Consider the following 23,305-nt stretch of genomic DNA (forward strand, 5'->3'; position numbering starts at 1 on the left):
TGTTTATAGGGCGGCACGGCGTGCCGCCCTTTTTTATGCATTAAAGCTGCACGCCCCAGCGCCGCACCGTGATCCGTTCGAACGTATCGAACACGACGTGCTCCACGATCAACCCGATCACGATCACCGCCGCCAATCCCGCGAATACGCGATCCGTATAAAGCTCATTGCGGTTCTGGAAGATGTACCAGCCGAGACCGCCGTTCCCCGAACTCGCGCCGAACACGAGTTCCGCCGCGATCAGCGTGCGCCACGCGAATGCCCAGCCCACGCGGAGTCCGGCAAGTATCGAAGGAAGCGCAGCGGGCACGAGAATCAGCAGCACGTGACGCAGTCCGGTCAGTCCGTAGTTGCGGCCAGTCATGCGCAACGTCGATGGGACGGCCTGAAATCCCGAGTACGTGTTGAGCGCGAGCGGCCACAAAACCGAATGCACCAGCACGAACAATAAGCTACCCGTACCGAGGCCGAACCACAGCAGCGCGAGCGGCAGGAGCGCGATCGACGGAAGCGGATTGAACATGGCCGTGAGCATGGAGAGCAGGTCGCGCCCGATACGCGTCGATACTGCAAGCGAGGTCAGCACGAACGCGAGCGCAACGCCGATCAGATAGCCGCGCAGCAGCACCGAGAGCGATATCGCGGTGCGTGCGAGCAGTTCGCCCGACATGACGCCCTGCACGAAAGCGACGAGCGTCGCGCTGAAACCCGGCAGCAGCAGGTCGTTATTGACCGCGCGCGCGGCGAGTTCCCATAGTCCGATCAGGACGATTGCGATCAGTGTCTTGCGCAGCCACGTTTGATCGGCGAGACGGCGCGCCAGCGGCAACGGCGCTTCCACCGCGAGTTCGCCGAGCGGTTCGGGCGCGCGCTCGTATTCGGCGCGAACGGGCGGTACGAGGCGAATGGGTGCGTCGATGGGGTTGGTCGAAAGACTCATTGAGCGGCTCCCGGTTGTTCGAAGAGGAGTCGATGGATGCGCGCGACGCTCTGCTGGAAATCGTTGCGGCCCGCGCTGTCCTGCGTGTACTGATGGCTATTTAGCTCGGCGCGCACGCGGCCGGGATGCGGCGTCAGCAGCAAAATACGATTGCCGACGATCAACGCTTCCTCGATCGAATGCGTGACGAACAGCAGCGTGAAGCTGGCTTCGTCCCAGAGACGCAGCATTTCTTCCTGCATCTTGCGGCGCGTGAGCGCGTCGAGCGCGGCGAACGGCTCGTCCATCAGGAGCACGCGCGGCTGCATCGAGAGCGCCCGCGCAATCGCCACGCGCTGCTTCATGCCGCCCGACAAGGTGTGCGGATAAGCATCGGCGAACGGCGCGAGGCCGACCTTGTCGAGAAAATGCAGCGCACGTTCGCGCGCTTCGGCGCGGCTCAGTTTCTTGGCCGTACGCAGCGGAAACATCACGTTTTGCAGCACCGTTTTCCACGGCGGCAACTGATCGAATTCCTGGAACACCACGATGCGATCCGCGCCCGGCCCGCGAATACGCTGACCGTCCAGCGCGATACTGCCCGACACCGGTTCGATAAACCCCGCCACTGCTTTGAGCAGCGTCGATTTCCCGCAGCCCGACGGCCCGAGCAGGACGAATCGATCGCCGCCGAAGACGTCGAAGCTGACGTCGTGTGTGGCGCGCACGATGCGTTCGCGCGTGCGGTATTCGAGGCTGACGCGATCGACGGAAAGCAGTTTCTCGCTTGGCTTGGCCGTGTGCGCGGGAACTTCGCCGCGCGCGGCCGAGGGATAAAGAATCGTGGGGTTGGCAACCATGATCGCGATGCTCGTGCTGAAAACATCAAGATAAAGGCGTCGCGCCGCAGCGTGAACCAATCATTGCGCATATTCAAAACACGCCGACGCATAAGCAGCGTTTTTGCTGCTCCGGTGACGGCTCGTATGCAAAAAAGCCCGCTCAATCACTGGCGGGCTTTGAAAGGAAACGCAGAGCTTTCAACTTCCTTTTGCGGTCGCGGGATCGGTGAAGAAATAGTCTTGCCACGACTTCGGCTCGTTCTTGATCGCGCCGACGCGATACATGAACTGCGCAAGCCCGAGCGTGTTCTGAGGCGCGATCTTGAACTGGACCTCGGGATTCTTGATGATCTTCAACAGCAGGTTGCGGTCGATCTTGGCGTTGTTCACACGGATATACGTATCGGCCGCAGCCTCGGGATTTTTCGTGACGAACTGCGCGGCGTCGGCGAGCGCATCGACGAAAGCGCGATACGTCTTGGGGTTTTCATCGCGATACTTCTGGGTCGCGTAGAGCACGGTGGCCGAACTGGGGCCGCCCAGCACGTCATACGAATTGAGCACGATGTGCGCCTTCGGATTGCCCGCGAGTTCCTGATCCTGGAACGGCGGATTGCCGAAATGCCCGGTGATTTCCGTGCCGCCCGCGATGATCGCGGCAGCCGCGTCCGGATGCGGAACGGCTTGCGTGAGCTTGTCGAGACGGTCGTAATCCTTGTCGCCCCAGCGCTTCGCGGCCGCGAATTGCAACACGCGCGACTGCACCGAAACCGATACGGCCGGCACGGCGATGCGGTCCTTCGGCGTGAAATCGGCAATGCTTTTCACCGATGGATTATTCGACACTAGGTAGTACGGCAGATTGCCTAGCGACGCCACGCCCTTCACATTCTGGCGGCCGTGCGTGCGGTCCCAGATCGTCATCAGCGGCCCGACGCCCGCGCCCGCGATATCGATCGAACCGGACAGCAAGGCGTCGTTGATCGCCGCGCCGCCCGAGAGCCGCACCCAGTCCACCTTGATATCGAGGCCGGCTTTCTTGCCTTCCTTTTCGATAAGCTGCTGGTCGCGCGCGACATTCAGCAGCAGATAGACCACGCCGAACTGTTCGGCCACGCGGATCGTGCCTTCCGCGCGCGCGGGTGTCGCGGCACCCAGCGCGCCAAGGCCGATGGAGAACGACAACATCGCGGCGACAGCGCGGCGAAAGCGAATGGGAAGGCGATGCAAATCGGCCTTCGCGTGAAGCGAAAACGGCATTGAGACTCCAGTCGTAAAGGCGTGCAAGAGGGGTGACGCGGCGCTCAGAAAGGCGCGTCGCCCTCGATGGTCGTGCGATACAGTTTGCGGCGCAGATGGTCGGGCGTGCCGGCGGCGAGGTGCATCAGCGAGCGGTTGTCCCAGAACACGAGATCGAACTCGCGCCATTGATGGCGATATAAATGCTCGGGCCGCACGCTATGTTCGAAGAGGGCGTCGAGCAGCGCGCGGCTCTCGTCTTCGGGCATGCCGATGACACGCGTGGTGAAGTGCTCGCTCACGAATAGCGCTTTACGTCCTGTCTCCGGATGCGTGCGCACGATCGGCTGGACGACCGGTTTCACCGCTGCGATTTGCTCGGCCGAAAGATTCGGACGCCACGGACTGCGCGCCTGCAATTCCGCATATTTCGCGAGATACGTGTGCTCCGCGTTCTTGCCTTCGACGGCAGCGCGCAGATGCGCGGGCAGCGAATCCCACGCGAGATGCATGTTCGCGAAGAGCGTGTCGCCGCCCTCGGAGGGCAACTCCTGCGCGTGTAAAAGTGAGCCTAAGCTCGGTTTTTCCTTGTACGAAAGATCGGAATGCCAATAGTGGCCGGCATCGCCCAGGCCGATGGGCTTGCCGTCTTCCATGATGTTCGACACGATCAACACCTCGGGGTGACCGGTCAACTGAAACTGGTGCAGCACGTGAATCTGCAGCGGACCGAAGCGCTGGCTGAACGCGATGTGCTGCTCGGGCGTGATGCGCTGGTCGCGGAATACGAGGACGTGGTGATCGAGATGCGCGCGATGAATGCGCGCGAATTCGTCCGCGCCGAGCGGCCTCGACAGGTCGAGGCCCAGTACTTCTGCGCCGAGCGGGGCGTCGAATGGACGGATTTCGATGGATTCAACCGGTGTGTCTTGTAAGGAGGCTGTCGTCACGCGGAACTCGTTATCGGTATCGGAGACCCTGAATTTAGGGGCGCGCGCGTGCCGGGTCAACGAACGAAAACCCATACGTTTATCTGTTTTAACGATAAACCGGCTGTTTTGCCGGAGGGCGCGTCAGTGCGCGAGCGCGGTCGTCGCGAGTCCCTCAAGCAACTCGGCGCGAATGATCCCAAGTTGTGGGTCGCGCCGATCGCGCGGATGCGGCGCGTCGATCACGATCTCCCGCGCGATCCGTGCCGACGCGCGGCCGTCGGGCGGCGTCATCAGCAGCACGCGATCGGACAGGTACAACGCTTCGTCCAGATCGTGCGTGACCACGAGCGCGGCGGTGCCATGTGCGCGCGTCACCGAGAGCAGCAGTTCTTGAAGCCGCATGCGCGTGATGGCATCGACGGCGCTGAACGGTTCGTCGAGCAGCAGCAATTCCGGCTGCGGAAAAAGCCCGCGCGCGATGGCGACACGCTGCGCCATGCCGCCCGATAACTGCTTCGGCCACGACGCGCCCGCACCTGCCAACCCGACTTCATCGAGCAATTCGGCGACGCGCGGATATGCGCCGCTATGCGAACCCGCCGCGAAGCCCACGTTATCCGCCACCGTCAGCCAGGGCAGCAGCCGAGGCTCCTGAAAGATCACACCGATTGCATCCGACGGGCCTGCTTGCCGCAGACCGCCAATCCGAACGTCGCCATCGAATTTGCGATCCAGCCCCGCGATAATGCGCAGCAATGTGCTCTTGCCACAGCCGCTCGGTCCGACGAGGCTGACGATTTCGCCACGCGCCAGATTTAACGAAACGCGTTCGAGAACGGCGCGTCCGGCATAGCGCTTTGCATCGACGCGAACTTGCAGCAGCGCGCTCATGGCCGTCTCCCGAGCGGCTCGGACGTATCGCGCCACGCGAGCAAGCGCGACTCCAGCGCCTTCATCGCGCCGTCGGAGAGCTTGCCCGCGAGCGCGAGCAAAAGAATCGCGCCAAATACGATATCGGGGCGGCCGGTCTCGCGGCCATCGCTCAGCAAGTAGCCGAGACCGCGCGTCGCCGCGATCAGTTCCGCCGCGACCATGAACATCCACGCAAGGCTCAATCCCGTGCGCAAACCGGTCGCGATGTGCGGCAACGCGGCGGGCAACAGGATGCGCAAAAACAGTCCGCGCGGACTCAGCCGATACACCTGCCCGAGTTCGATCAGCTTGCGGTCCACGCCGCGAATGCCCGACACCACGCTCAAATGCACCGGAAAGAACGCGCCGATCGCAACGAGCGCGATCTTCGGCGCTTCGTCGATACCCATCCACAACAGCAGCACGGGCACCCACGCAAGCGACGGAATCGCGCGCAGCGCCTGAAAACTCGGATCGAGCAATGCGTCGAGACGGCGGCTCAGGCCCATCGCCGCGCCGATCGCAATAGCAAGCGCAGCGCCGCACGCGAAACCGGCGAACACGCGCGCGGTGCTCGCGCCGATATGTCGCGCGAGCCGCCCCGCGCCCATTTCCCAGAGCGTCGCGGCGATGCTCGAGGGCGCCGGAACAAGATTTTCCGGCAGCACATGCACGCGCACGAGCACTTCGATCACGCCGAGAAACGCGAGCGGCAACAGCAGACCGGCGACGCGCCAGCACTGCTGCGAGGAGATCGTCCAGATCCGCGCACGCGGCGCGGGCCGTTCGATCGCGATGAGTGAATCGTCGGTCGCCATCGTGCGTTACTTGGCTGCCGACGCAAGCACCGGTTGCGCGATATGCGTATCGATCAACGCATCGATCACCTGATTCAAGTCCGTCCCCGGCTTCACCAATTGCTCTTGCGTGAGGATCGGCGCGGCGGACTTGAGCGCGTCGATTTGCTTTGCGCCCGGCTGCGGCGCGCTGAAATCGTTGCGACTCAGCTGAAGCTTCGCCACCGCAAACGAAAGTTTCGACTCTTCTGCCACGAGCTTCGCAGTGTCGTCGGGATGCGCGACGATCCAGACGCGGGCCTTCTCGTACACCTTCAGCACGCGCGCGACGGTATCCGGATATTGCTTGATGAACGCCTCGCGCGCGTTCAGAAAGCCGTACGTGTTGTAGTCCACGTTGCGATACAGAAGCCGCGCGCCGTCGTCGATTTCAGCGGCAGCCATGTGCGGATCGAGACCGGCCCACGCGTCCACTTGACCATTAGCGAGCGCGGTCCGGCCATCCGGATGCTGCAGATTGACGAGATCCACGTCGTCGCGCGAAAGCCCGGCCTGATGCAAGGCGCGCAGCGTGAAAAGGAACGGATCGGTGCCTTTGGTCGCCGCGATCTTCTTGCCCTTGAGATCGGCGACGCTCTTGATCGGCGAATCTTTTTTCACGACGAGCGCCGTCCATTCGGGGCGCGAAAAAATATAGATGGTGCGGATCGGATTGCCGTTCGCGCGTGCGAGCACAGCGGCGAGGCCCGCTGTCGAACCGATATCGATCGCGCCGCTGTTCAGGTATTCGAGCGCGCGATTGCTGCCGAGACTCAACACCCATTTCACTTGCGTACCGTCGGTTGCGAACTCCTGTTCGAGCCAGCCCTGACGCTTGATGACGAGACTTTCCGGCGAGTAGTACGCGTAATCGAGCTTGAGTTCGGCAGGCGCGGCGGCGTGCGCGGCCGTCGCGAGCGTGACGGTGAATAACGCCGCAAAACGCGCGGCAAAACGCGTGAAGGCACGACCCCGGATGTCTTTCATGTCTGGTCCTATTAGCTTTGGTTTTTGCACTAACCGGTCAATCTAACGACGAAGCCGCGTGCCGCGAACCAATCAATGTTCACAACCAAAGCACGCCACGCGATATCGGCGGTGCATGCCACAAGCGCGGGTTTTCCCGCATTACAAATCACGCGGGCGCTAAATTGCGAATGCCGAATGCTTGGTTCTGTTTTTGTAAGGCGGTCCCTAGGATCGGAGGCCCAAAGAACTCGTGAACAACACGTACAAGAGGAAGAACGATGAAACGAGTAGCACTTGCCGGCGCGGCCGGCATGCTGGTGGCCGCACCCGCGATGGTCCAGGCACAAAGTTCGGTCACGCTATACGGCGTGATCGACGCGGGCATCGCCTATACGAACAATCAGCGCGGCGCGAGCAACGTTCAGCAGACGAGCGGAAAACTGAGCGGCAGCCGCTGGGGATTCAAAGGGATCGAAGATCTCGGCGGCGGCTTGAGCGCGGTCTTTACGCTTGAAAACGGCTTCCGCATCAATGACGGAACAGCGGGACAGGGCGGCCGCGAGTTCGGCCGTCAGGCGTTCGCGGGCTTTGCGAAGAGGGGCATCGGCACGTTCACGCTGGGCCGCCAATACGAACCGCTCACCGATCTCGCCTCGCAATATGCGGGTCCGGGTATCTGGTCGCCCGCGACGCACATCGGCGATAACGACAACCTGAACCAGACCTTCCGCATTAACAACGCGGTCAAGTTTCGCAGCGATACGCTCGCGGGCGTGACCGTCGATGCACTCTATGCGTTCAGCAATCAGGCGAGCAACACAGCGGGACAGGGCTTCGGCAACAACCGCGCTTGGGGCGTCGCCGCGAACTACGTGAACGGCCCGCTTTCGCTGGGCGGCGGCTATGTGCTGCTGGACCATCCGAACACGACGACCAACACGAGCGGGGCGATCGGCGGCGCGAGCACGACCGCGGGCGACGACTACAGCGGCGCGTTTTTCTACGGGCTGAACGGCGGCGTCGCGCGTCAGCAGATCGCGGTCGCGGGCGCGAGTTACGCGTTCGGATCGACGGCGACGGCGGGCTTTGCGTTCAGCCATTCGCAACTCGACTATAACGACGGCTCGTCGCGCAAGTTCAATAACTACGACGTCAACGCGCGTTATCTCGTCTCGCCGGCCCTCACGTTGCTCGGTGTCTACACGTACACCGACGGCCGCGCGAACAGTCTGCCCGGCACTGGCGGCGCATCGCTCAAACCGCGCTGGCACCAGTTCACGCTCGGCCTGGACTATGCGCTCTCGAAGCGCACGGAACTGTACTTGTCGGGCGTCTATCAACTGGCCGCCGGCGACGCCTCCACGCGCGTCGGCAATGGCTACCAGAGGATCGCCGCCATCGCCGACGCAGGCACGGCTTCATCGACGAACCGTCAGGTCGCGATATTCAGCGGCGTGCGCGCGAAGTTTTAAGCGCCGCGTTTTTCAGCTCTACAACGCAAAACCTGCACGACCGAACGGTCGTGCAGGTTTTTGCTTTTCCACGTTCCAGACAGAAGCGCCTGCCTCCGGCCCCTATTTCCGCGCATTACCCGCATGACGCTGATTGCTCAAGTCGCGCGGAAATCTGCCGCTATTGGAGAGGTAGGGGCGCGTACACCGCGTGCTCCGAGAATTTCCAATAAATACTGAGAGCCGTTCCATGCGTTACCTGATCGTTCAAGAACGGCGCGGGCACGCGCACCGCCAGCGATGACCCGTCAGCCGTCCGGTCAGGCCGCCGCGTGCGCGCCGGTAGCATCGAGCGCCGTGCCTGAAGCGGCCACCGCACCCATGCGAAACCAACTGTTTCTTTCCTATTTTGTCGAGCGCTTCAAGGACACGCGCGTATCGCCGATGGTGGTGCGCCTCGGCGTGCTGGCCGCCATCGCCGGGCCGGCGTTCGGCGCCGGCTTGCTGCTGTTCGACGCGTCCGCGTGGATGGCCGCGCTCGCGGCGGCGAGCGTGCTCGGAACGTTTTTCATGGCGTCGCGCGCGGCTCGCGCTTACCGAACGCTCCGCGCGCGCGCCGATCAATTGCAGAACCTGTCGGGCGCGCTGCTCGCGACCAACGCGGACTGCCTGAAACTGATCGGCCTCGATGGCCGCATCATGGAAATCTCCGAAGTGGGCGCGGAACTGATGGAGGTGTCGTCGTCCAGTCAGTTGATCGGCGCGGACTGGCTCGGCTTCTGGAAAGGCGACGACGCCCACGCCGCGCGCGCTGCGTTCCAGCGCGCGCTCGACGGCAAGCAGGCGCGCTTCACCGGTTATTGCACGACCGCGCTCGGCACGCCGAAGTGGTGGGATTCGACGCTGTATCCGGTGAAATCGCCGCATGGCCGCGTGAGCGCTGTGTTGTGTCCGTCGCGCGATATCAGCGAGCAGACCGTCGCGCAGGGCGAGGCCGCGCGCGCGCTCGCGCTGCTGAAGGACGTCGAGGCGCATGTGCCGGTGGTGTTCTGGTCGGCGAGTCCGGATTTCCGCACGGTCTATCACGTCAGCGCCGGTTTCGACGCGATGTGGCGGCTTCCCCGTGAAGTGCTTTATCGCGATCCGAGCGCGTGGCAAGTGCGTCTCCCCGCCGAGGATCTCGCGCAACTGCGCCTCGCCATGCGCACGATGGCCCGGGACGGCCTGGCCGCGCAATCCGAATTCCGCGTGGCGCAGGAAGACGGCGGATGGCGCTGGGTGCGCGTGAGCGCGTCGCCGGTGCGTGACGCGAACGGCCGCGTCGAACGCGTGGTCAGCGTGTGTATCGACATTACCGAGGAACGGCGCCGCATTGCCGACCTCGACCGCCTCGCCCACACCGATAACCTCACGGGACTCGGCAACCGCCACGCGCTGATCGAACTTCTGCACCGGCGCTGCGAGGAAGTCCAACCGTTTTCGATCCTGCTCGCCGACGTCGATCGCTTCAAGGTGCTCAACGACACCGCCGGCGCGGTCATGGCCGACGCGCTCCTGCGCGATGTCGGCCAGGCGATTGCGCGCGCCGTGCCCGCCGACGCGTTCGTCGCGCGGCCCGGCGGCGACGAGTTCGCGATCGTGCTGGCGAACGCGCATTCCATCGACGAACTCATGCGCGTTTATGAAAACGTCAGGAGCGTGGTGGGCGAGCCGCATCTGCTCGGCGGCGTCGCCACGACGATCACCCTGTCGGCGGGCGTCGCGAGTTTTCCGCTCGACGCCGCGACGCCCGAAGCGCTGCTGAGCCGCGCCGATGTCGCGATGTACGCGGCGAAGCGCGCGGGCCGCGATCATTGCCGCGTGTTCGGCACCGAGGAAAGCGCGGCGATCCGCGAATTCCAGCTTGAACGCGAGTTGCGCCACGCATTGCCGCGCGGCGAATTCGTGCTGCATTTCCAGCCGCAGTTCCGCACCGCGACGCGCGAAATGACGGGCGCAGAAGCGCTGATCCGCTGGAACCGGCCGGAGCATGGCCTCGTATCGCCGGCGATTTTCGTGCCTTTGCTGGAGGAAACCGGGCTGATCGGCGAGGTGGGACTTTGGGTGTTCGAGGAGAGCTTGCGTCAGATGGTGGGGTGGCTCGGCGCGTGCGGTCCCGCGTTCGCGATGTCGGTGAACGTGTCGGCCAAACAGTTGAGCGACGAGACACTTCCGCAGCGCTTTTCTCAGAGCGCGGCGCGGCATGGCATCGCGACGCGGCAACTGACGCTCGAAATCACCGAATCCGCGCTGGTCGAACGCGCTGAAACGGCGCAATCGGTGCTGCGCGAATTGCAGCGGCTCGGTTTCCGGGTCGCACTCGACGACTTCGGCACCGGCTATTCCAGCCTGAGCTATCTCACGCGTCTGCGGCCCGACGTGCTGAAGCTCGACCGCTCGATGGTGGTCGATATCGACTGCGATCCGTCCGCGAGAACGGTCGTGACCGGCATCGTCGCGCTGGCGCAAGCGTTGAATATCCGCGTGGTGGCGGAAGGTGTGGAGCGGCAGAGCCAACTCGACGCGCTGCGCGAGATGGGCTGCGAACTCGTTCAGGGCTTTCTGCTCGGGCGGCCTGTCGCGGCGCCTGCCTTCCTGGACCGCTTCGTGCTGGCAGAGGCCTCAAGGGACTGATCGATGCAGAACGTGCAGATAGCCCCTTGCCCGGCTGGCCGCAAGGTCATTCATCCATGAACGCTTCCTGCCACCCTCAAGCGGTGTATTCGGCGGCGGACGCGCTCGTCGCGTCGCTCGGCGCGGGACCGATGCTGGTCGGCGTGTACGACGCGCGCGATGTGCTCGTGTACGCGAACGCCGCGTTTCAGGAAGTGTTCGCGCTGGAGGATGCACTGGGCGAAGGCCAAGCGCCGCTGACCTTCGCGGACGTCGTGTTGCGCGGCGTCGCGTGCGGACGCGGTGTGCGGATCGACCGGGGCGATCAGATGGCGTTCGTCGCCGACGCGCAGGCGCGCCGCCGCGAGCGTCCCGGACAGCGCTGTTTCGCGACCGACCTGATGGACGGACGCTGGTACTGGATGACCGAAACGCTGCTGCCGAACGGCTGGGTCACCGTGCTCGGCGCGGAAATCACGACGCTCAAGCGCGGCGAGGACGAACTCAAGCGCGCCCGCGATGCAGCGCTCGTGGATTCGCGCACGGACGTGCTGACCGGCGTGCCGAACCGGCGGCATACGCTCGAATTGCTCGATATCGCGCTGCACACGTTTGCGCGGCCGGAGGCGCCAGTGTCGCTCGCGCTGATCGACCTCGATGGTTTCAAGCAGATCAACGACCGCTACGGCCACGGCGCGGGCGACGCCGTACTGACGAATTTCGCGCGGGTCGCGCGGCGGCTGGTGCGGCGGCAGGATACGGTCGGACGAATCGGCGGCGAGGAGTTTTTGATCGTGATGCCCGGCGCGCCGGCCGACGAAGCGTTTCGCGTGATGGAGATGCTGCGGCGGGGCGTCGCGATGCAATGCGTACGCTCGCCCGCGGGCGACGACGTGCGCTATACGTTTTCCGCCGGCGTGACCGAAGCGCGGGCAAACGACAACGCGACGTCCGTGCTGAAACGCGCCGACGACACGCTGTATCGCGCGAAACGGCTTGGGCGCAACCGCAACGAGCGGGCGTAGACGGAAGGGCGAAAGCCCGAGCGCGACGCGCGCAGGCTTGACGCCACGCCCGCGCCGGGGCGATGCTTCGAGGGACAGAAGCCGAGAGGGCGTAACACTGTCTGCACACTTACAGCCGATGAACAAGACCTCGACCCGGCGCTGGCGCACGCCCTTCGACGCGAGGCGTCGTGCGGCGCGACTCAGAAAGCGCAACGCGGGACGCGTCTACGACGCGCTCGGCCAGCATCCGCTGCTCGCGGGCGCGGTCGGCACGGTGGTCGCGGTATCGATGGTGGCGTTGTCGTTCGTGACGCTGTATCAGGGGCGCGCGGAAGCGCTCGACCGCGCGCGAGAGACGTCGTGGAATCTCGTGTCCATCATCAGCGGCGATATCGCGCGCAATATCGAACTCGCCGATCTCTCGCTGCAGGCCATGGTCGACGGCGTCGAGTCGCGGGACGTGATGGCGCTCCCGCCCGACTTGCGCAGCAATATCGTGTTCGATCGCGCGACCTCCGCCGCGTTCATCGGCAGCGCGCTGGTGCTCGATGCAAACGGGCGGATCGTGATGGCGCAGCGCACGGATCCCGGCCCGCCCATCGACTACACCGCGCGCGACTACTTCATCATGCAGCGCGATCATCCGCATGCGGAGCTTTTCATCTCGCATCCGTTTCGCCCGACCCGCAGCGTCGAAACGCCGGGCGCGCCGCTCGCGATCGCACTGAGCCGCCGCATCGAGACGCCATCCGGCCAGTTCGCGGGCATCGCGCTCCTCACCATCCAGCTCGACTATTTCAACGCACTGCTCGCCAAGGTGAGCACGGGGCGCGCGGGCTCGGTGTTTATCGTCGAGCGCGACGGCACGCTGCTCGCGCGACGACCGTTACGGGCGGGCGACGCGGGCAAGAACATCGCCGCGTCGCCCACCTTCGGGCCGATGGCGCGCAGCGATTCCGGCGCCTACGCGGCGAAGGCGTCCGTGGACGGCGTGCGGCGCCTCTACACTTACGCGCGCGTTCCCGGCACGCCGATGATCACCGTCGTCGCCCCCGCCGAGGAAGACGTGCTCGCGCCGTGGCGCGGGCGCAGCGTGGTGGTCGGCGGGCTGACGGCGGTGTTCGGGCTGAGCTTTATCGTGCTGTCGTGGCTGCTCGCGTTCTCGCTGCACGCGCGGGCGCGCACGCAGGCCGAACTCGTGCGGCTGGCGGGCACGGATTCGCTGACGGGCCTGAACAATCGCCGCGCGCTCGACCGCCATCTCGACGACGAATGGCGGCGCGCCCGCCGCTCAGGCGCGCCGATGTCTGTGCTATTCCTGGATGTCGACAATTTCAAGGCTTACAACGACACCTACGGCCACGCGATGGGCGACGACGCGCTGGCCGCCGTCGCCGACTGTATCGAGGCGGCTATCCAGCGTCCCGGCGATATTCCCGCGCGCTACGGCGGCGAGGAATTCGTCGTGATCCTGCCCGATATGTCGAGCGACGGCGCGATGGTGTTCGCGGAAAAGCTGCGCGCGGCGGTCGAGAGTCTGCACATTGCACACAGCGGCAGCGCGTATCGCGTGGTGACGGTGAGCATTGGCTGCGCGTGTGGCTTGCCGCGTCGGGGCGGGGACGTGCTCGCGCTGATCGGCGCAGCCGACGCCGCCTTGTACGACGCAAAATCGGGCGGCCGCAATCGCGTGGCCGCCTCGCATATTCACGATGCCGACCGCGCAGGTGTGCAATAAAGCGTGCGTTCGAGCGCTTACCGCGAATTCGCGTGAACCGGCGTGTTCCTTGCATACTCCAAGCACACGCAATGTTCCTTTCGACCCCAACCTGAGGCCTCCATGGACGATCCTTACGAACGACGCGCGTTGCTGCTGCATCTCGGCGATGCGCTCGAAGCGCTTTTTTGCCTGTCCCGATGCGCCGACGCGCACCCGACTATCGGCGCGGCGCTATCGAATGAAGATTCGCTCGCGAGTTTCAGCCTGCTCGGTTTTGTCGATGCGCAGATGCCGCCGCGCCGCTTTATCGAGCGGACGGCGAGCGCGTTTTTCGTGTGGCCGAAAATGCTGCTCGACGAATCGCTGAATCGTCCGCTCCTGGCGGAAACCGTTCGTCACGATCTATTCGAGAACAATGCCGCCGGATGGACCGCGTATTCGCACGAATTGCAGATGAGCGTGCCGTGGTTCGGACGCGATTTGCCCGCCGAGCCGCTGGCGGGCACGGCAGAAACGGAAAGCGGGGACACGCTATCCCAGGACGCGGACGCGTCGCGTTATTCGACCTGGCCGTGGCCGGACAAGCAGGCCTGAGTCTGCGTTCCGCGGCTTCCTGCGCTACGGCTTCTTGCTCATGCTGTCCGCGCCGGCATCCATGCCTAAGCCGTTGGCGCGCCCCGTCGACGGCTGTTTGCCCGACGACACTTTGCCGGGCACGGTGTTGAGCGCCTTGTCGCGTGCGGCGGTGGCGCTCGCGGGCGGCGTCACGTTGCGTTCCTGATACGCGGGCGTGCTGTCGGCGTCCAGCTTGTTCGGCTGTTGCGCGGTGGCGTCGAACGCGGCGATGGCGAGCGTGCTGCTGAACAGGACGCCAACGGTTCTGCTCAAATTAGCGAGAGTGCGTTTCATATCGATCCCCTGTTTTCTTCTGCACATTACCGAATGCAGCAAGGAGCGGACCCGCTTTGCGCCGCAAAAACACACGGAAAAGCGCGCGCGGATAACGCGCGGATTTTCGTGCATCCGCGATAAAAACCGCCCGATCGAACGCATGCTTGAGCGCCGTCAACGCGTGCGCGCAGAATTCTTTCGAGAATGGTCATCTTCTTAAAAACCTAAAAGAACATGACCTCATCGACACGCTTTGCACTCACCACGCTGGCCTGCCTATTCGGGCTCGGCTTACTCTCGACCGCGGCGCGCGCCGACGACACATCGGCGGCGATGGGCGGCATCCACGCAGGCGACGTGCTTGTGCGTCTGCGCGCCATCAGCATCGAGCCGGATGTGCGCACGAACGGCACGCTGTCGGCGCTGCATACCGACGTGAACAACGCGCTCGTGCCGGAACTCGACTTCACCTACATGATCCGCGACAACATCGGCGTCGAGCTGATTCTCGGCACATCGCGCCATCAGGTGACATCCTCGCTTGGCAATCTCGGCGGTGTGAACGTGCTGCCGCCGACGCTGCTGCTCCAGTACCACTTCAACCATCAGGGGCGCGTGCGGCCGTACGTCGGCGCGGGGCTGAACTACACGTATTTCTACAACGACGGTCTGAGCGCGGGCGGCCAGCCGGTGTCGGTGAGCCGAAGCAGTTTCGGGCCGGCCTTGCAGGCGGGCGTGGACGTGCAGGTGACGAAGCAATTCTTCGTCAACGCCGACATCAAGAAGATCTGGATGCACACCGACGCATCGCTCAACGGTGCCTCGCTCGGCACGTTGCATATCGATCCGCTGGTACTCGGCGTCGGCGTCGGCATGAAGTTCTGACGCCGGACGGCGCGCGCCGCCGCAAGCGCGCGACGGAGGTAAAATTGTCGCCTTCGCGCGCTGCGCAGCCTTGAGTCAGGAACCCATGTTCATCGAAACGCCGCTGATCGAATCCCGCGCGCTGTCGCGCCGCTTCAATAAAGCCGTTTGGCTCAAGCTGGAGGCGCTCCAGCCGACTGGATCGTTCAAGGCGCGCGGCATCGGCCATGCGTGCGCGGTTTATCGCGAGCGGGGCGCGCAGCGATTCGTGTCGTCGTCGGGTGGCAATGCGGGGCTCGCGGTCGCCTACGCCGGCGCCAAACTGGGCGTGCCGGTGCTGGTCGTCGTGCCCGAGACGACCTCCGAGCGCGCGAAGCAGTTGATCGGCATGGAAAACGCGGAAATCGTCGTGCACGGCGCGTCGTGGCAGGACGCGAACGAGTATGCGCTGTCCGTTTGCACGCCGGCCGACGCATTCATTCATCCCTTCGACGACCCGCTGCTGTGGGAAGGCCACGCAACGCTCATCGACGAAACCGCGCGCGCCGGCCTGACGCCGGACGCGGTCGTGCTGTCGGTCGGCGGCGGCGGATTGCTGTGCGGCGTGGATGCGGGCATGGCGCGCAACGGCTGGTCGGCGACGCCGATCGTCGCGGCGGAAACCGCCGGCGCCGATTCGTACGCCCGGTCGCTCGCGGCGGGCGCGCGTGTCGCGTTGCCTGCGGTGACGAGCATCGCCACTTCGCTTGGCGCGCGCAGCGTGGCGCCGGAAGCGCTCGCGCTGGCCGCGCGGCGTCCGGTGGAAAGCGTCGTGGTGAGCGACGCACAGGCGGTGGCGGCGTGCCTCGCCTTCATCGACGACCACCGCGTGGTGGTCGAACCGGCGTGCGGCGCATCGCTCGCGGCGCTGGAGGCGGGCTCGCCGGCGCTGGATCGGGCGGAAACGGTGCTGATCGTGGTGTGCGGCGGGGTCGGCGTGAGCGTCGAGCAATTGCAGCGATGGAGCGCGGTGCTCGGGCATTGAGTCGGGCGTTGTTCCGGGCGTTGATTCAACCGTTATTCCGCGCGTCAATTCAGCCGCCGCCCGGAAAGCCGACACCGAATTCTCTTGACAGTCAATCAGACAACCCGTATTCTGCAGGTCGAAGTATTCAAGAAGTCCGATAGCTGTTCATCATCCTCCGTTTCCACCGCGGTATTTGTTGTCCTCTCTCCTCCTTGATGCTTCTTTCGCCCCACTCCGGGGTGGCAATCTTTATTTCAAGGAATTCTCATGGATACCGGTATCGTCAAGTGGTTCAACGACAGCAAGGGCTTCGGCTTCATCACGCCTGACGCAGGCGGCGACGATCTGTTTGCTCACTTCTCGGAAATTCGCAGCGAAGGTTTCAAGACGCTGGCTGAAAACCAAAAGGTGAGCTTCGAAACCAAGCAAGGCCCGAAGGGTCTGCAAGCTTCGAACATTACCCCGCTGTAAGTAGTTAGCTTTAAGCAGTAACGCTTCAAGCCACACGCTTAAGCAACAGTAAGAACGCTCGTCGCGGGCTGGCACAGCCGGCCTGCGACAGTAGCTGAAACCCTCGCGGAGCCGCCATCCGGCGTTTATGCTCCCGCAATGGCTTCCAGGTTAATTCCCGGAACTCACCGCAGCGCTTCTTCAGCACCTTCCCAGCGTTTTATTTGCGTCGATATGCGTTTTTTCGCATGTGTCGCGCACGCCTGTCGCCTTTTCCAGCGGTTCATCACGTTTTAATTTAGCGTTTCGTATTCGGCTCGGCTTTATGGCCGCAAGCGTTTGCGCGCGCTCGTTTGATTATGCATAACTCTAATATTCATCACTATAAAAGCTACAAAATCCTCCCTTCCGCGCATCGTTTGCCGGACGGATCGTTCGCATCTAATCTGCTTCTGGAACGTCATGGCGACGCCGGCGAAGCGATGCGTTTCTACCAGTTCCACGTCCTCGACTATTTCGACGACGAACAAACCGCGCTCGGCCACTCATGCCAGTGGGCCCACGAGTGGGTCGATACGCGCGGCTAAGCGCGCGCGTCCCGAAGCAACTGAAGATTGGCGGATGAAGCCTGTGGTTCTGGCGTGGAACGCGCAGCGAGCGCGGTATGCTTGACTCCTGCCCGGCGGCCATCGAGACGGCACGATCACCTTGCGAGGCGCTTCGTGCGGGCCGTCGCCGCAACAACTAAAACATCGCTTCGGGGTTCGCACGCCAATGAGACCTTCAATTTACGCAGGCATCTTTCTTGTCGTGGCTAGCGGCGCCGCACTTGCTCAGCGTCCGGCGACCGTTCCTGGCCGCTCGCAATCGTCGTGGCAGCAAAGCGTCGATAACGCCGCCTGCTACGCCTACGCAAATCAGCAAACCAAGGTCGTGATGGCGCACGAGTCGCAGGTCGCGCCGCGCGACCAAGGCGCCGCGACGCCGCGTCCGCTGAGTCCGCCGCGGCCGGTTGCGCCGCCGTTGCCGCCGTCGATTGCGGCTTCGGGCGCGTCGTCGGCATCGGCGGCTTCCGCGGCGTCTGCGCCTTCACCAGCTTCCGCGCCGTTGAGCGCCAGCGCGGCCATGCCCGCGAGCGGCGCGCCCAGTGCGTCGGTGGCTGCGGCGGCAAGCGCGTCCAGCGACGCGATCATGTCTGGCGACATGAAAATGCCGCCGCTTCCGCCGCCCGAACCGCCGATGGTCCGTTACTGGCGCGCGTTCGGCGAATGCATGCAGGACAAAGGCTACTTCGTGCGCTGATCGGCGGTATTCCGCGCGGGTTATTGCAGCAGACCGAACACCGCGACGCCGCTTTGGGTACCCACAAAAACGCGCCCGTTCGCGATCATCGGTGTGATGAATTTGTTGCCCGGTCCGAACTGGTCGCGCGCGCCTGCCTGATTGCTGTTGTACAACTCGTGCGCGAGATTTGCGGCGTCGTAGGCGTGCAATACGCCAATGGTCGCGCTATTTTCCGCCGCCCACACGATCCCGTTCGCCGCGCCGTTTGCGGAAATTGCGGGCGTCGTGCCGGGATACGGAAACGTCCCCGGACTTTTCGATGCGGGCGTCGAGGCGAGACGCGCTTCGGCGATCGGCAGCGCCTTCAGGTTGTCGTTCAGACCGCCGTAGTACACCGTGCCGTTGAAGTACGCGGGTGAACCCCAGATGCCGCCCGCGAGCGTGCCGGTCAATTGCTGCCAGATGTTATTGGACGCCGGATTGAATTTCCCCATCGCGTCGCGATCGACGACGTAGATCTTATTGTCTTTCCCCGCCGCGACCGCGAGCCGTTTCACCGTGCCGTTCGACATCGTCTGGTCGGGGAGCAGCATCGCGCCGCCCGAGCCGAAATCTTCGTCGGCGTTCGCTTGCGCCACCACGTTGAAGGTAGCGAAGTAGTCGGATACGGCGAGCTTCGGCGTGATCGACAATTTTACGAATGCGTTGCCATAGTCGCCGTCGACGGGGAAGCCGTTTGCGTCGAGCGTGGTGCCGAACGTGCCGTTTCCATCGACGAAATAAAGCGACGTGCCGTCCGACGCCATGCCCGATCCGGCCATCCAGATCGATCCCTGGCTGCCGTTCGCCGTGATGTTGAGCGCGCTTGTCTGCTGGAGCGTGTCGGCGCTGTAGGCCATCAGCCAGCCCGTGTAGGCGCCGCCCATGCAGTGCGCCGTCCAGCCCATGTAGACGTTGCCGTTGACGAGCGTGAGCGCGGCGCGCTCGGTGTGGAGTTGCGGGTCGAAGGTGATCACGCCGCCGACGCTGCCCGCGCCGTTGCCCGGATAGGTCGCGGCAATTTCGGTAGGACCGCCGAGCGCTTCCGCGCCGCTCGCGAGATCGAGCGCGTGGAGGCGGTGATGAATGCCGCCCGACGCGTCCTTGCTCATCGCGACCGCGTACAGCACGCCGTTCGCGCCGCGTCCGCGATCGATGACCGGCGTCGACGTGATGCCGATTTCCGGCATGATGTCCTGGCAGCCGCGACTGTCGCTTGGCGTTTCGGCCGCGCCGAGCAGGCTGCGTTGCCAGATAAGCCCGCCAGTGTCGGCGTCGTAGGCGTAGAGGCTCGCGTGCTCGGTCGCGACGTAGACCACGTTGTGCGCCGCGCCGCTAATGGTCAGGCCGGTGACGTAGAGCGGTTGCGCGTCCACTTTGCCGTCGGCGGGCAGGATGCGCTGGCGGCCGAAACTCCCCGACGCCACGTTCGCGGGCGTGAGGGTCGTCTCGGCGAGCATTTGGCCGGTTCTCGCGAGGTCGTTATGATGCGTGAGGACGTCGGTGGGGCGGGCGGTTGCAACGGGCGCGGCGCTTTGTCCTGTGCTTTGGCCCGCGCTTTGACCTGTTCCGGATGTCGAGCCGCTGCTGCCTTGCGGGTTCGGTGTCGTGGTGCCCGTGGTGGTTCCGCTGCTGCCGGTTCCGCCCGATGCGCTCGTTCCAGCCGACGACGCCGTATCGTTCGATCCACCGCCGCCGCTGCACGCGGCGCAGCACATCGCTAGCGCAAAATGGATTGCGCGGTTCACGGCCTTCGATGAGTGTGCGTGCATGTGAGTCTCCGGTCCGTGAGGCGCGCGGCGAGCAGTCGGCCGCTGGAAGGCCGCAGCGCATCGGGAGGGCGCGGCTTGCGGCATTCCACATGAGCAAGAAGAGCGCCCGTTCAATGCGTGCGCGGATTTTCACAATAGTGCTTGTGGCAAGGCAGTTTATGAACCGGCGATGCCATTTTTTACACGTTCGTGGTGTAGTTGTTGCTGCCTTAAATAATTCGGATGGCTATCTAATTGAATGACCGGTGCGCGCAATGGTCATTCCAAATGGAGATTGACGCATGAATACTCAGTCGATTCACGAAGGCGGATGTGCATGCGGTGCAGTGCGCTTTCGCGTAAGCGCCGAGCCGATCGAAGTCAATATGTGCCATTGCATGACGTGTCGAAAGGTGCAGGGCGCGGTGTTTGGGGTCTACGCGATTTTTCTTCTGGACACGGTTTCGATCAGCGGCGAGACGCGTGTGTGGAAAAGTTCGGCGCTGGGTCGCCGGCATTTTTGTGCGTTATGCGGGTCGCCGGTGTTTTTGAAGTTCGATGGTTCGGATGAGATTGAGATCCCCACTGGAGCGTTCGATGAGACCGGGCTTTGTGCTCCGGAGTTCGAGCTTTGGACGCGGAGGAGGGAGCCCTGGCTTGCGGGGCAGGGGATACCGCAGTATCGGGAGAGTTATCCGGACGGGGATTGAATATAGACGGGGTTTTCTGCTTGTGCTTTTGCTTTTGTTTGCTTGCGCTTTTGCTTTTGTTTGCTTGCGCTTTTGCTTTTGTTTGCTTGCGCTTTTGCTTTTGTTTGCTTGCGCTTTTGCTTTTGTTTGCTTACGCTTTTGCTTTTGTTTGCTTGCGCTTTTGCTTTTGTTTGCCTGTGCTTCTTGGGAACTTGCTTTCGTGTAGGTTTATTAGCACGCCGCTATGCGCGGCAGCAGTCACTTTCTTTGCTGCTGCAAAGAAAGTAACCAAAGAAAGCAGCTTTTCCGTCTAAGTGTCCACCACGAACGGTTTCTGGGAGTGGTACGCAAGCTGACTCGGACATCGCACCACACTACAGAGTGGAGCCGCTCATCCACCCCGGCAGGCACGAAGTGCCTGCCGGTAAGGCATAACCGCAAAACGAAACCGACCGCTGGTTGTGAGCTGTGCCCGTCGTCCTCGCGCAGCGAGGATGGAACTGACAGGCGCTGTGCCAAAAGGAATAACTGCGCGCTAACCGAGTCAGCCTGCGGGCCTATCCGCGAAATTATGTGTGGTGGACACTTAGGCGGACTAGCTGCTTTCTTTGGTTACTTTCTTTGCAGCAGCAAAGAAAGTGACTGCTGCCGCGCATAGCGGCGTGCTTATAAACCTACACGAAAGCAAGTTCCCAAGGAGCGCCAGCAAACAAAAGCAACTCACCAGCAAACCCTACCCCGAGCAAGTTTTCCGAAAACGTAGACCAACCCGCCTCGCGCGCCAGCACCTCCCCCCGTTCAAACCTCCACAATAGCCTTAACCACCCCCGCCTTAGGATCGAGCAAACCAGCAAACTGCTCCGGCACATTAGCAAGCGTCATCCGGTGCGTATTGAGCGCCGCGCTAGGCACTTCCCCAGCGCGCATCGCGGCAAGCACCGTCTCGAAGTCTTCCGGCGTCGCATTGCGACTACTGAGCAGCGTCGCCTCGCGCTTGTGAAACTCGGGATCGGCGAACGAAATGCGATCCGGCACGATCGATACCAACACGTATTTCCCGCCATGCGCGATAAATTCGAACCCGCGCTCCATCGCGCGCGAATTGCCAGTGGCATCGAACACGACGTCGAAGAATTCGCCATCGGTCAGGCGCGAAAGTTCGTCCTTGTCGCCTTCGCCGATAGCAACCGTCGACGCTGCCTTCAACTCGCGCTTGCAAAACTCAAGCCGATCCGCGCGCGTATCGAGCGCCGTCACGGTCGCGCCGCGCAACCGCGAGAACAGCAGTGCAGCCATTCCGATCGGCCCCGCGCCCACCACCAGCACGCGCTGCCCCAGCTTCACCTCGCCACGGCGCACCGCATGCGCGCCAATGGCGAGAAATTCGATCATCGCGGCTTCGTCGAGCGAGACGCCGTCGGCCTTGTGTACGAATTGCGAAGGCAGGCTGAGGTATTCGGTGAACGCGCCATCGCGATGCACGCCGAGCACCTGAATATTCGTGCAGCAATTCGTCTTGCCCTGACGGCACGCAATACATTTTCCACACGACAAATACGGCATCACGTACACCGGATCGCCCACCTTGAGGCTCGCGGCCGGATCGGCTTCCTCGACGATGCCCGACAACTCGTGGCCCATCACGCGCGGATACGCGAGAAACGGCTGGTTGCCGGTAAAGATATGAAGATCGGTGCCGCACACGCCCACGCGTTTCACGCGCACGAGCACTTCGTTCTCGCCGCGTTGCGGCTTGTCGCGCTGCTGCGCGCTGAGGGTTCCCGGTGTTTCGCAGATAACAGTAAGCATGGTGATCCTGAGTAAGTCGATAAGCGCCGGCGCGGCGAAACGCCGGCGCCGTTACATCAATACAGCACGTTCTTCGCTTCGGGCTTGTCGAGATTGCCCTTGTCCACCATCACGACGCCCGTATCGACGAACTTCGGCACGGGCTTCTTCTCGATCACGCTGACGATCGTCTGAATGCCCTTGTAGCCCATCTGATACGAACCCTGCACGGCGATCGCCTGCAGCGTGCCGTCCTTCACGAAGCCTTGCAGATCCTGATTGCCGTCGAAGCCGATCGCGACGATCTTGCCCGCCTTGCCCGATTGCGCGAGCGCGCGGCCCATGCCGATCGCAGTCGGTTCGTTCGCCCCGAAAATGCCCTTGAGGTCAGGGTTGGCGGCGAGCACATCGGTGGTCTGGTTAAGCGCGTTCGCCATTTGCGACTGCGAATAGAACGGGCCGACCACTTGCAGCTTTGAATGCGCAGACAAATATTCGCGGAATCCGCCGACGCGGCCGACTTCCGATCCCGCGCCCGCCACATACGACATCAACGCGATCTTGCCGGTCGTGCCGACCTTCGCGATCAACGCCTGCGCGCAGAGTTCACCGGCCTTCTTGTTATCGGTGGAGAGGAATGCCTGATAGTACTGCTTGCCCGAATCCGACAGCGCCGAATCGATCAGCACGACCGGAATGCGCGCTTCCCACGCTTTCTTGATGGCCGGGACGAGCGCGTCGGGATCGGACGGCGCGAGCACGATGCCCGCCACTTTCCGCGCCACCGCGTTTTCAACCATGTTCACTTCGCTCGCGATGTCGGATTCCGACGCCGGACCCTGGAACGTCATCGTGTAGCCCTTGGTGTCGGCGAGCGCCGCCGTCGAGCCTTTCTGCACGTTCTGCCAGTAATTCGAGTTGGCGGTCTTCACGATCACCGCGATTTCGCCGCCTGCCGCGCTGGCCGCCGTCGCGCTCACCGCGAACATTGCGCCGACCAGCATCTTGAGAGTGGTATTCATGTCTCGCTCCTTGTATTGATATGTGTACGACTCGTTTGTACT

22 protein-coding genes are annotated in these 23,305 nt (G+C 63.4%); 10 read left to right on the forward strand and 12 right to left on the reverse strand.

Annotation, left to right across the window (positions count from 1 at the left end):
- Positions 1-40: 40 nt before the first annotated feature.
- The 7 genes from AC3D25_RS26215 to AC3D25_RS26245 all read right to left on the reverse strand — a co-directional run bounded on the left by AC3D25_RS26215 (position 41) and on the right by AC3D25_RS26245 (position 6,667).
- The gene (locus AC3D25_RS26215) at positions 41-940 is read right to left on the reverse strand and encodes an ABC transporter permease (RefSeq protein ID WP_488891402.1); all 900 of its coding nucleotides are present in this window, start codon (positions 938-940) and stop codon (positions 41-43) included.
- Complete coding sequence (locus AC3D25_RS26220) at positions 937-1,779, reverse strand: ABC transporter ATP-binding protein (protein WP_488891403.1); 843 nt, start codon at positions 1,777-1,779, stop codon at positions 937-939. The genes AC3D25_RS26215 and AC3D25_RS26220 overlap by 4 nt, the downstream gene beginning before the upstream one ends.
- 180 nt (positions 1,780-1,959) lie before the next feature.
- Complete coding sequence (locus tag AC3D25_RS26225) at positions 1,960-3,021, reverse strand: ABC transporter substrate-binding protein (RefSeq protein ID WP_488891404.1); 1,062 nt, start codon at positions 3,019-3,021, stop codon at positions 1,960-1,962.
- A gap of 44 nt (positions 3,022-3,065) precedes the next feature.
- Positions 3,066-3,950 carry a TauD/TfdA dioxygenase family protein gene (locus tag AC3D25_RS26230; protein ID WP_488891405.1) on the reverse strand — a complete coding sequence of 295 codons (885 nt, stop codon included), beginning with the start codon at positions 3,948-3,950 and terminating at the stop codon, positions 3,066-3,068.
- 123 nt (positions 3,951-4,073) lie between these two features.
- Positions 4,074-4,823 carry an ABC transporter ATP-binding protein gene (locus AC3D25_RS26235; protein ID WP_488891406.1) on the reverse strand — a complete coding sequence of 250 codons (750 nt, stop codon included), beginning with the start codon at positions 4,821-4,823 and terminating at the stop codon, positions 4,074-4,076.
- Positions 4,820-5,662 carry an ABC transporter permease gene (locus tag AC3D25_RS26240; RefSeq protein WP_488891407.1) on the reverse strand — a complete coding sequence of 281 codons (843 nt, stop codon included), beginning with the start codon at positions 5,660-5,662 and terminating at the stop codon, positions 4,820-4,822. The genes AC3D25_RS26235 and AC3D25_RS26240 overlap by 4 nt, the downstream gene beginning before the upstream one ends.
- 6 nt (positions 5,663-5,668) lie before the next feature.
- Positions 5,669-6,667: an aliphatic sulfonate ABC transporter substrate-binding protein gene (locus AC3D25_RS26245; protein ID WP_488891408.1), complete on the reverse strand. Its 999-nt coding sequence runs from the start codon at positions 6,665-6,667 to the stop codon at positions 5,669-5,671.
- A gap of 260 nt (positions 6,668-6,927) precedes the next feature.
- Between AC3D25_RS26245 and AC3D25_RS26250 the strand changes: the two genes are divergently transcribed.
- The 5 genes from AC3D25_RS26250 (at position 6,928) to AC3D25_RS26270 (ending at position 14,073) form a co-directional block, all read left to right on the forward strand.
- The gene (locus tag AC3D25_RS26250; RefSeq protein ID WP_488891409.1) at positions 6,928-8,121 is read left to right on the forward strand and encodes a porin; all 1,194 of its coding nucleotides are present in this window, start codon (positions 6,928-6,930) and stop codon (positions 8,119-8,121) included.
- Between the two features lie 279 nt (positions 8,122-8,400).
- On the forward strand, positions 8,401-10,773 hold the full coding sequence (locus AC3D25_RS26255) for a putative bifunctional diguanylate cyclase/phosphodiesterase (RefSeq protein WP_488891410.1): 2,373 nt from the start codon (positions 8,401-8,403) through the stop codon (positions 10,771-10,773).
- Between the two features lie 56 nt (positions 10,774-10,829).
- A complete protein-coding gene (locus AC3D25_RS26260; RefSeq protein ID WP_488891411.1) occupies positions 10,830-11,777 on the forward strand; it encodes a GGDEF domain-containing protein in 948 nt (315 codons plus the stop codon).
- Positions 11,778-11,895: 118 nt separating this feature from the next.
- A complete protein-coding gene (locus AC3D25_RS26265) occupies positions 11,896-13,497 on the forward strand; it encodes a sensor domain-containing diguanylate cyclase (RefSeq protein ID WP_488891412.1) in 1,602 nt (533 codons plus the stop codon).
- A 102-nt stretch (positions 13,498-13,599) separates the two neighbouring features.
- The gene (locus tag AC3D25_RS26270; RefSeq protein ID WP_488891413.1) at positions 13,600-14,073 is read left to right on the forward strand and encodes a hypothetical protein; all 474 of its coding nucleotides are present in this window, start codon (positions 13,600-13,602) and stop codon (positions 14,071-14,073) included.
- A gap of 24 nt (positions 14,074-14,097) precedes the next feature.
- Here AC3D25_RS26270 and AC3D25_RS26275 read toward each other — a convergent pair whose 3' ends face one another.
- Positions 14,098-14,388, reverse strand: a complete 291-nt coding sequence (locus AC3D25_RS26275) for a hypothetical protein (RefSeq protein ID WP_488891414.1) — start codon at positions 14,386-14,388, stop codon at positions 14,098-14,100.
- 216 nt (positions 14,389-14,604) lie between these two features.
- On the opposite strand from AC3D25_RS26275, the gene AC3D25_RS26280 reads away from it, so the two are divergent.
- The 4 genes from AC3D25_RS26280 (at position 14,605) to AC3D25_RS26295 (ending at position 17,277) form a co-directional block, all read left to right on the forward strand.
- On the forward strand, positions 14,605-15,255 hold the full coding sequence (locus AC3D25_RS26280) for an OmpW/AlkL family protein (RefSeq protein ID WP_488891415.1): 651 nt from the start codon (positions 14,605-14,607) through the stop codon (positions 15,253-15,255).
- Between the two features lie 85 nt (positions 15,256-15,340).
- Positions 15,341-16,258 carry a pyridoxal-phosphate dependent enzyme gene (locus AC3D25_RS26285; RefSeq protein ID WP_488891416.1) on the forward strand — a complete coding sequence of 306 codons (918 nt, stop codon included), beginning with the start codon at positions 15,341-15,343 and terminating at the stop codon, positions 16,256-16,258.
- A gap of 249 nt (positions 16,259-16,507) precedes the next feature.
- Complete coding sequence (locus AC3D25_RS26290; protein ID WP_056365119.1) at positions 16,508-16,711, forward strand: cold-shock protein; 204 nt, start codon at positions 16,508-16,510, stop codon at positions 16,709-16,711.
- 338 nt (positions 16,712-17,049) lie between these two features.
- Positions 17,050-17,277, forward strand: coding sequence for a hypothetical protein (locus AC3D25_RS26295; RefSeq protein WP_488891417.1), 228 nt, complete (start codon positions 17,050-17,052; stop codon positions 17,275-17,277).
- 330 nt (positions 17,278-17,607) lie between these two features.
- Here AC3D25_RS26295 and AC3D25_RS26300 read toward each other — a convergent pair whose 3' ends face one another.
- Together AC3D25_RS26300 and AC3D25_RS26305 are read right to left on the reverse strand one after the other, a co-directional pair.
- Positions 17,608-17,895, reverse strand: a complete 288-nt coding sequence (locus AC3D25_RS26300; protein WP_488891418.1) for a hypothetical protein — start codon at positions 17,893-17,895, stop codon at positions 17,608-17,610.
- Positions 17,896-18,012: 117 nt separating this feature from the next.
- A complete protein-coding gene (locus AC3D25_RS26305; RefSeq protein ID WP_488891419.1) occupies positions 18,013-19,785 on the reverse strand; it encodes a pyrrolo-quinoline quinone in 1,773 nt (590 codons plus the stop codon).
- 281 nt (positions 19,786-20,066) lie between these two features.
- On the opposite strand from AC3D25_RS26305, the gene AC3D25_RS26310 reads away from it, so the two are divergent.
- The gene (locus AC3D25_RS26310; RefSeq protein ID WP_488891420.1) at positions 20,067-20,474 is read left to right on the forward strand and encodes a GFA family protein; all 408 of its coding nucleotides are present in this window, start codon (positions 20,067-20,069) and stop codon (positions 20,472-20,474) included.
- Positions 20,475-21,251: 777 nt separating this feature from the next.
- Here the strand turns inward: AC3D25_RS26310 and AC3D25_RS26315 are convergent.
- Together AC3D25_RS26315 and AC3D25_RS26320 are read right to left on the reverse strand one after the other, a co-directional pair.
- Positions 21,252-22,262 carry a zinc-binding alcohol dehydrogenase family protein gene (locus AC3D25_RS26315; protein ID WP_488891421.1) on the reverse strand — a complete coding sequence of 337 codons (1,011 nt, stop codon included), beginning with the start codon at positions 22,260-22,262 and terminating at the stop codon, positions 21,252-21,254.
- Between the two features lie 56 nt (positions 22,263-22,318).
- Positions 22,319-23,263, reverse strand: a complete 945-nt coding sequence (locus AC3D25_RS26320) for an ABC transporter substrate-binding protein (protein ID WP_488891422.1) — start codon at positions 23,261-23,263, stop codon at positions 22,319-22,321.
- Positions 23,264-23,305 lie beyond the last annotated feature (42 nt).

Source organism: Caballeronia sp. SL1002 (genome assembly GCF_057814995.1).

What these genes read in the sequence shown, in the direction of transcription:
- AC3D25_RS26215 (WP_488891402.1), bottom strand. Translation starts at nt 940, where the DNA reads ATGAGTCTTTCGACCAACCCCATCGACGCACCCATTCGCCTCGTACCG.
- AC3D25_RS26220 (WP_488891403.1), bottom strand. Translation starts at nt 1,779, where the DNA reads ATGGTTGCCAACCCCACGATTCTTTATCCCTCGGCCGCGCGCGGCGAA.
- AC3D25_RS26225 (WP_488891404.1), bottom strand. Translation starts at nt 3,021, where the DNA reads ATGCCGTTTTCGCTTCACGCGAAGGCCGATTTGCATCGCCTTCCCATT.
- AC3D25_RS26235 (WP_488891406.1), bottom strand. Translation starts at nt 4,823, where the DNA reads ATGAGCGCGCTGCTGCAAGTTCGCGTCGATGCAAAGCGCTATGCCGGA.
- AC3D25_RS26240 (WP_488891407.1), bottom strand. Translation starts at nt 5,662, where the DNA reads ATGGCGACCGACGATTCACTCATCGCGATCGAACGGCCCGCGCCGCGT.
- AC3D25_RS26245 (WP_488891408.1), bottom strand. Translation starts at nt 6,667, where the DNA reads ATGAAAGACATCCGGGGTCGTGCCTTCACGCGTTTTGCCGCGCGTTTT.
- AC3D25_RS26250 (WP_488891409.1), top strand. Translation starts at nt 6,928, where the DNA reads ATGAAACGAGTAGCACTTGCCGGCGCGGCCGGCATGCTGGTGGCCGCA.
- AC3D25_RS26255 (WP_488891410.1), top strand. Translation starts at nt 8,401, where the DNA reads ATGACCCGTCAGCCGTCCGGTCAGGCCGCCGCGTGCGCGCCGGTAGCA.
- AC3D25_RS26260 (WP_488891411.1), top strand. Translation starts at nt 10,830, where the DNA reads ATGAACGCTTCCTGCCACCCTCAAGCGGTGTATTCGGCGGCGGACGCG.
- AC3D25_RS26265 (WP_488891412.1), top strand. Translation starts at nt 11,896, where the DNA reads ATGAACAAGACCTCGACCCGGCGCTGGCGCACGCCCTTCGACGCGAGG.
- AC3D25_RS26270 (WP_488891413.1), top strand. Translation starts at nt 13,600, where the DNA reads ATGGACGATCCTTACGAACGACGCGCGTTGCTGCTGCATCTCGGCGAT.
- AC3D25_RS26275 (WP_488891414.1), bottom strand. Translation starts at nt 14,388, where the DNA reads ATGAAACGCACTCTCGCTAATTTGAGCAGAACCGTTGGCGTCCTGTTC.
- AC3D25_RS26280 (WP_488891415.1), top strand. Translation starts at nt 14,605, where the DNA reads ATGACCTCATCGACACGCTTTGCACTCACCACGCTGGCCTGCCTATTC.
- AC3D25_RS26285 (WP_488891416.1), top strand. Translation starts at nt 15,341, where the DNA reads ATGTTCATCGAAACGCCGCTGATCGAATCCCGCGCGCTGTCGCGCCGC.
- AC3D25_RS26290 (WP_056365119.1), top strand. Translation starts at nt 16,508, where the DNA reads ATGGATACCGGTATCGTCAAGTGGTTCAACGACAGCAAGGGCTTCGGC.
- AC3D25_RS26295 (WP_488891417.1), top strand. Translation starts at nt 17,050, where the DNA reads ATGCATAACTCTAATATTCATCACTATAAAAGCTACAAAATCCTCCCT.
- AC3D25_RS26300 (WP_488891418.1), bottom strand. Translation starts at nt 17,895, where the DNA reads ATGTCGCCAGACATGATCGCGTCGCTGGACGCGCTTGCCGCCGCAGCC.
- AC3D25_RS26305 (WP_488891419.1), bottom strand. Translation starts at nt 19,785, where the DNA reads ATGCACGCACACTCATCGAAGGCCGTGAACCGCGCAATCCATTTTGCG.
- AC3D25_RS26310 (WP_488891420.1), top strand. Translation starts at nt 20,067, where the DNA reads ATGAATACTCAGTCGATTCACGAAGGCGGATGTGCATGCGGTGCAGTG.
- AC3D25_RS26315 (WP_488891421.1), bottom strand. Translation starts at nt 22,262, where the DNA reads ATGCTTACTGTTATCTGCGAAACACCGGGAACCCTCAGCGCGCAGCAG.
- AC3D25_RS26320 (WP_488891422.1), bottom strand. Translation starts at nt 23,263, where the DNA reads ATGAATACCACTCTCAAGATGCTGGTCGGCGCAATGTTCGCGGTGAGC.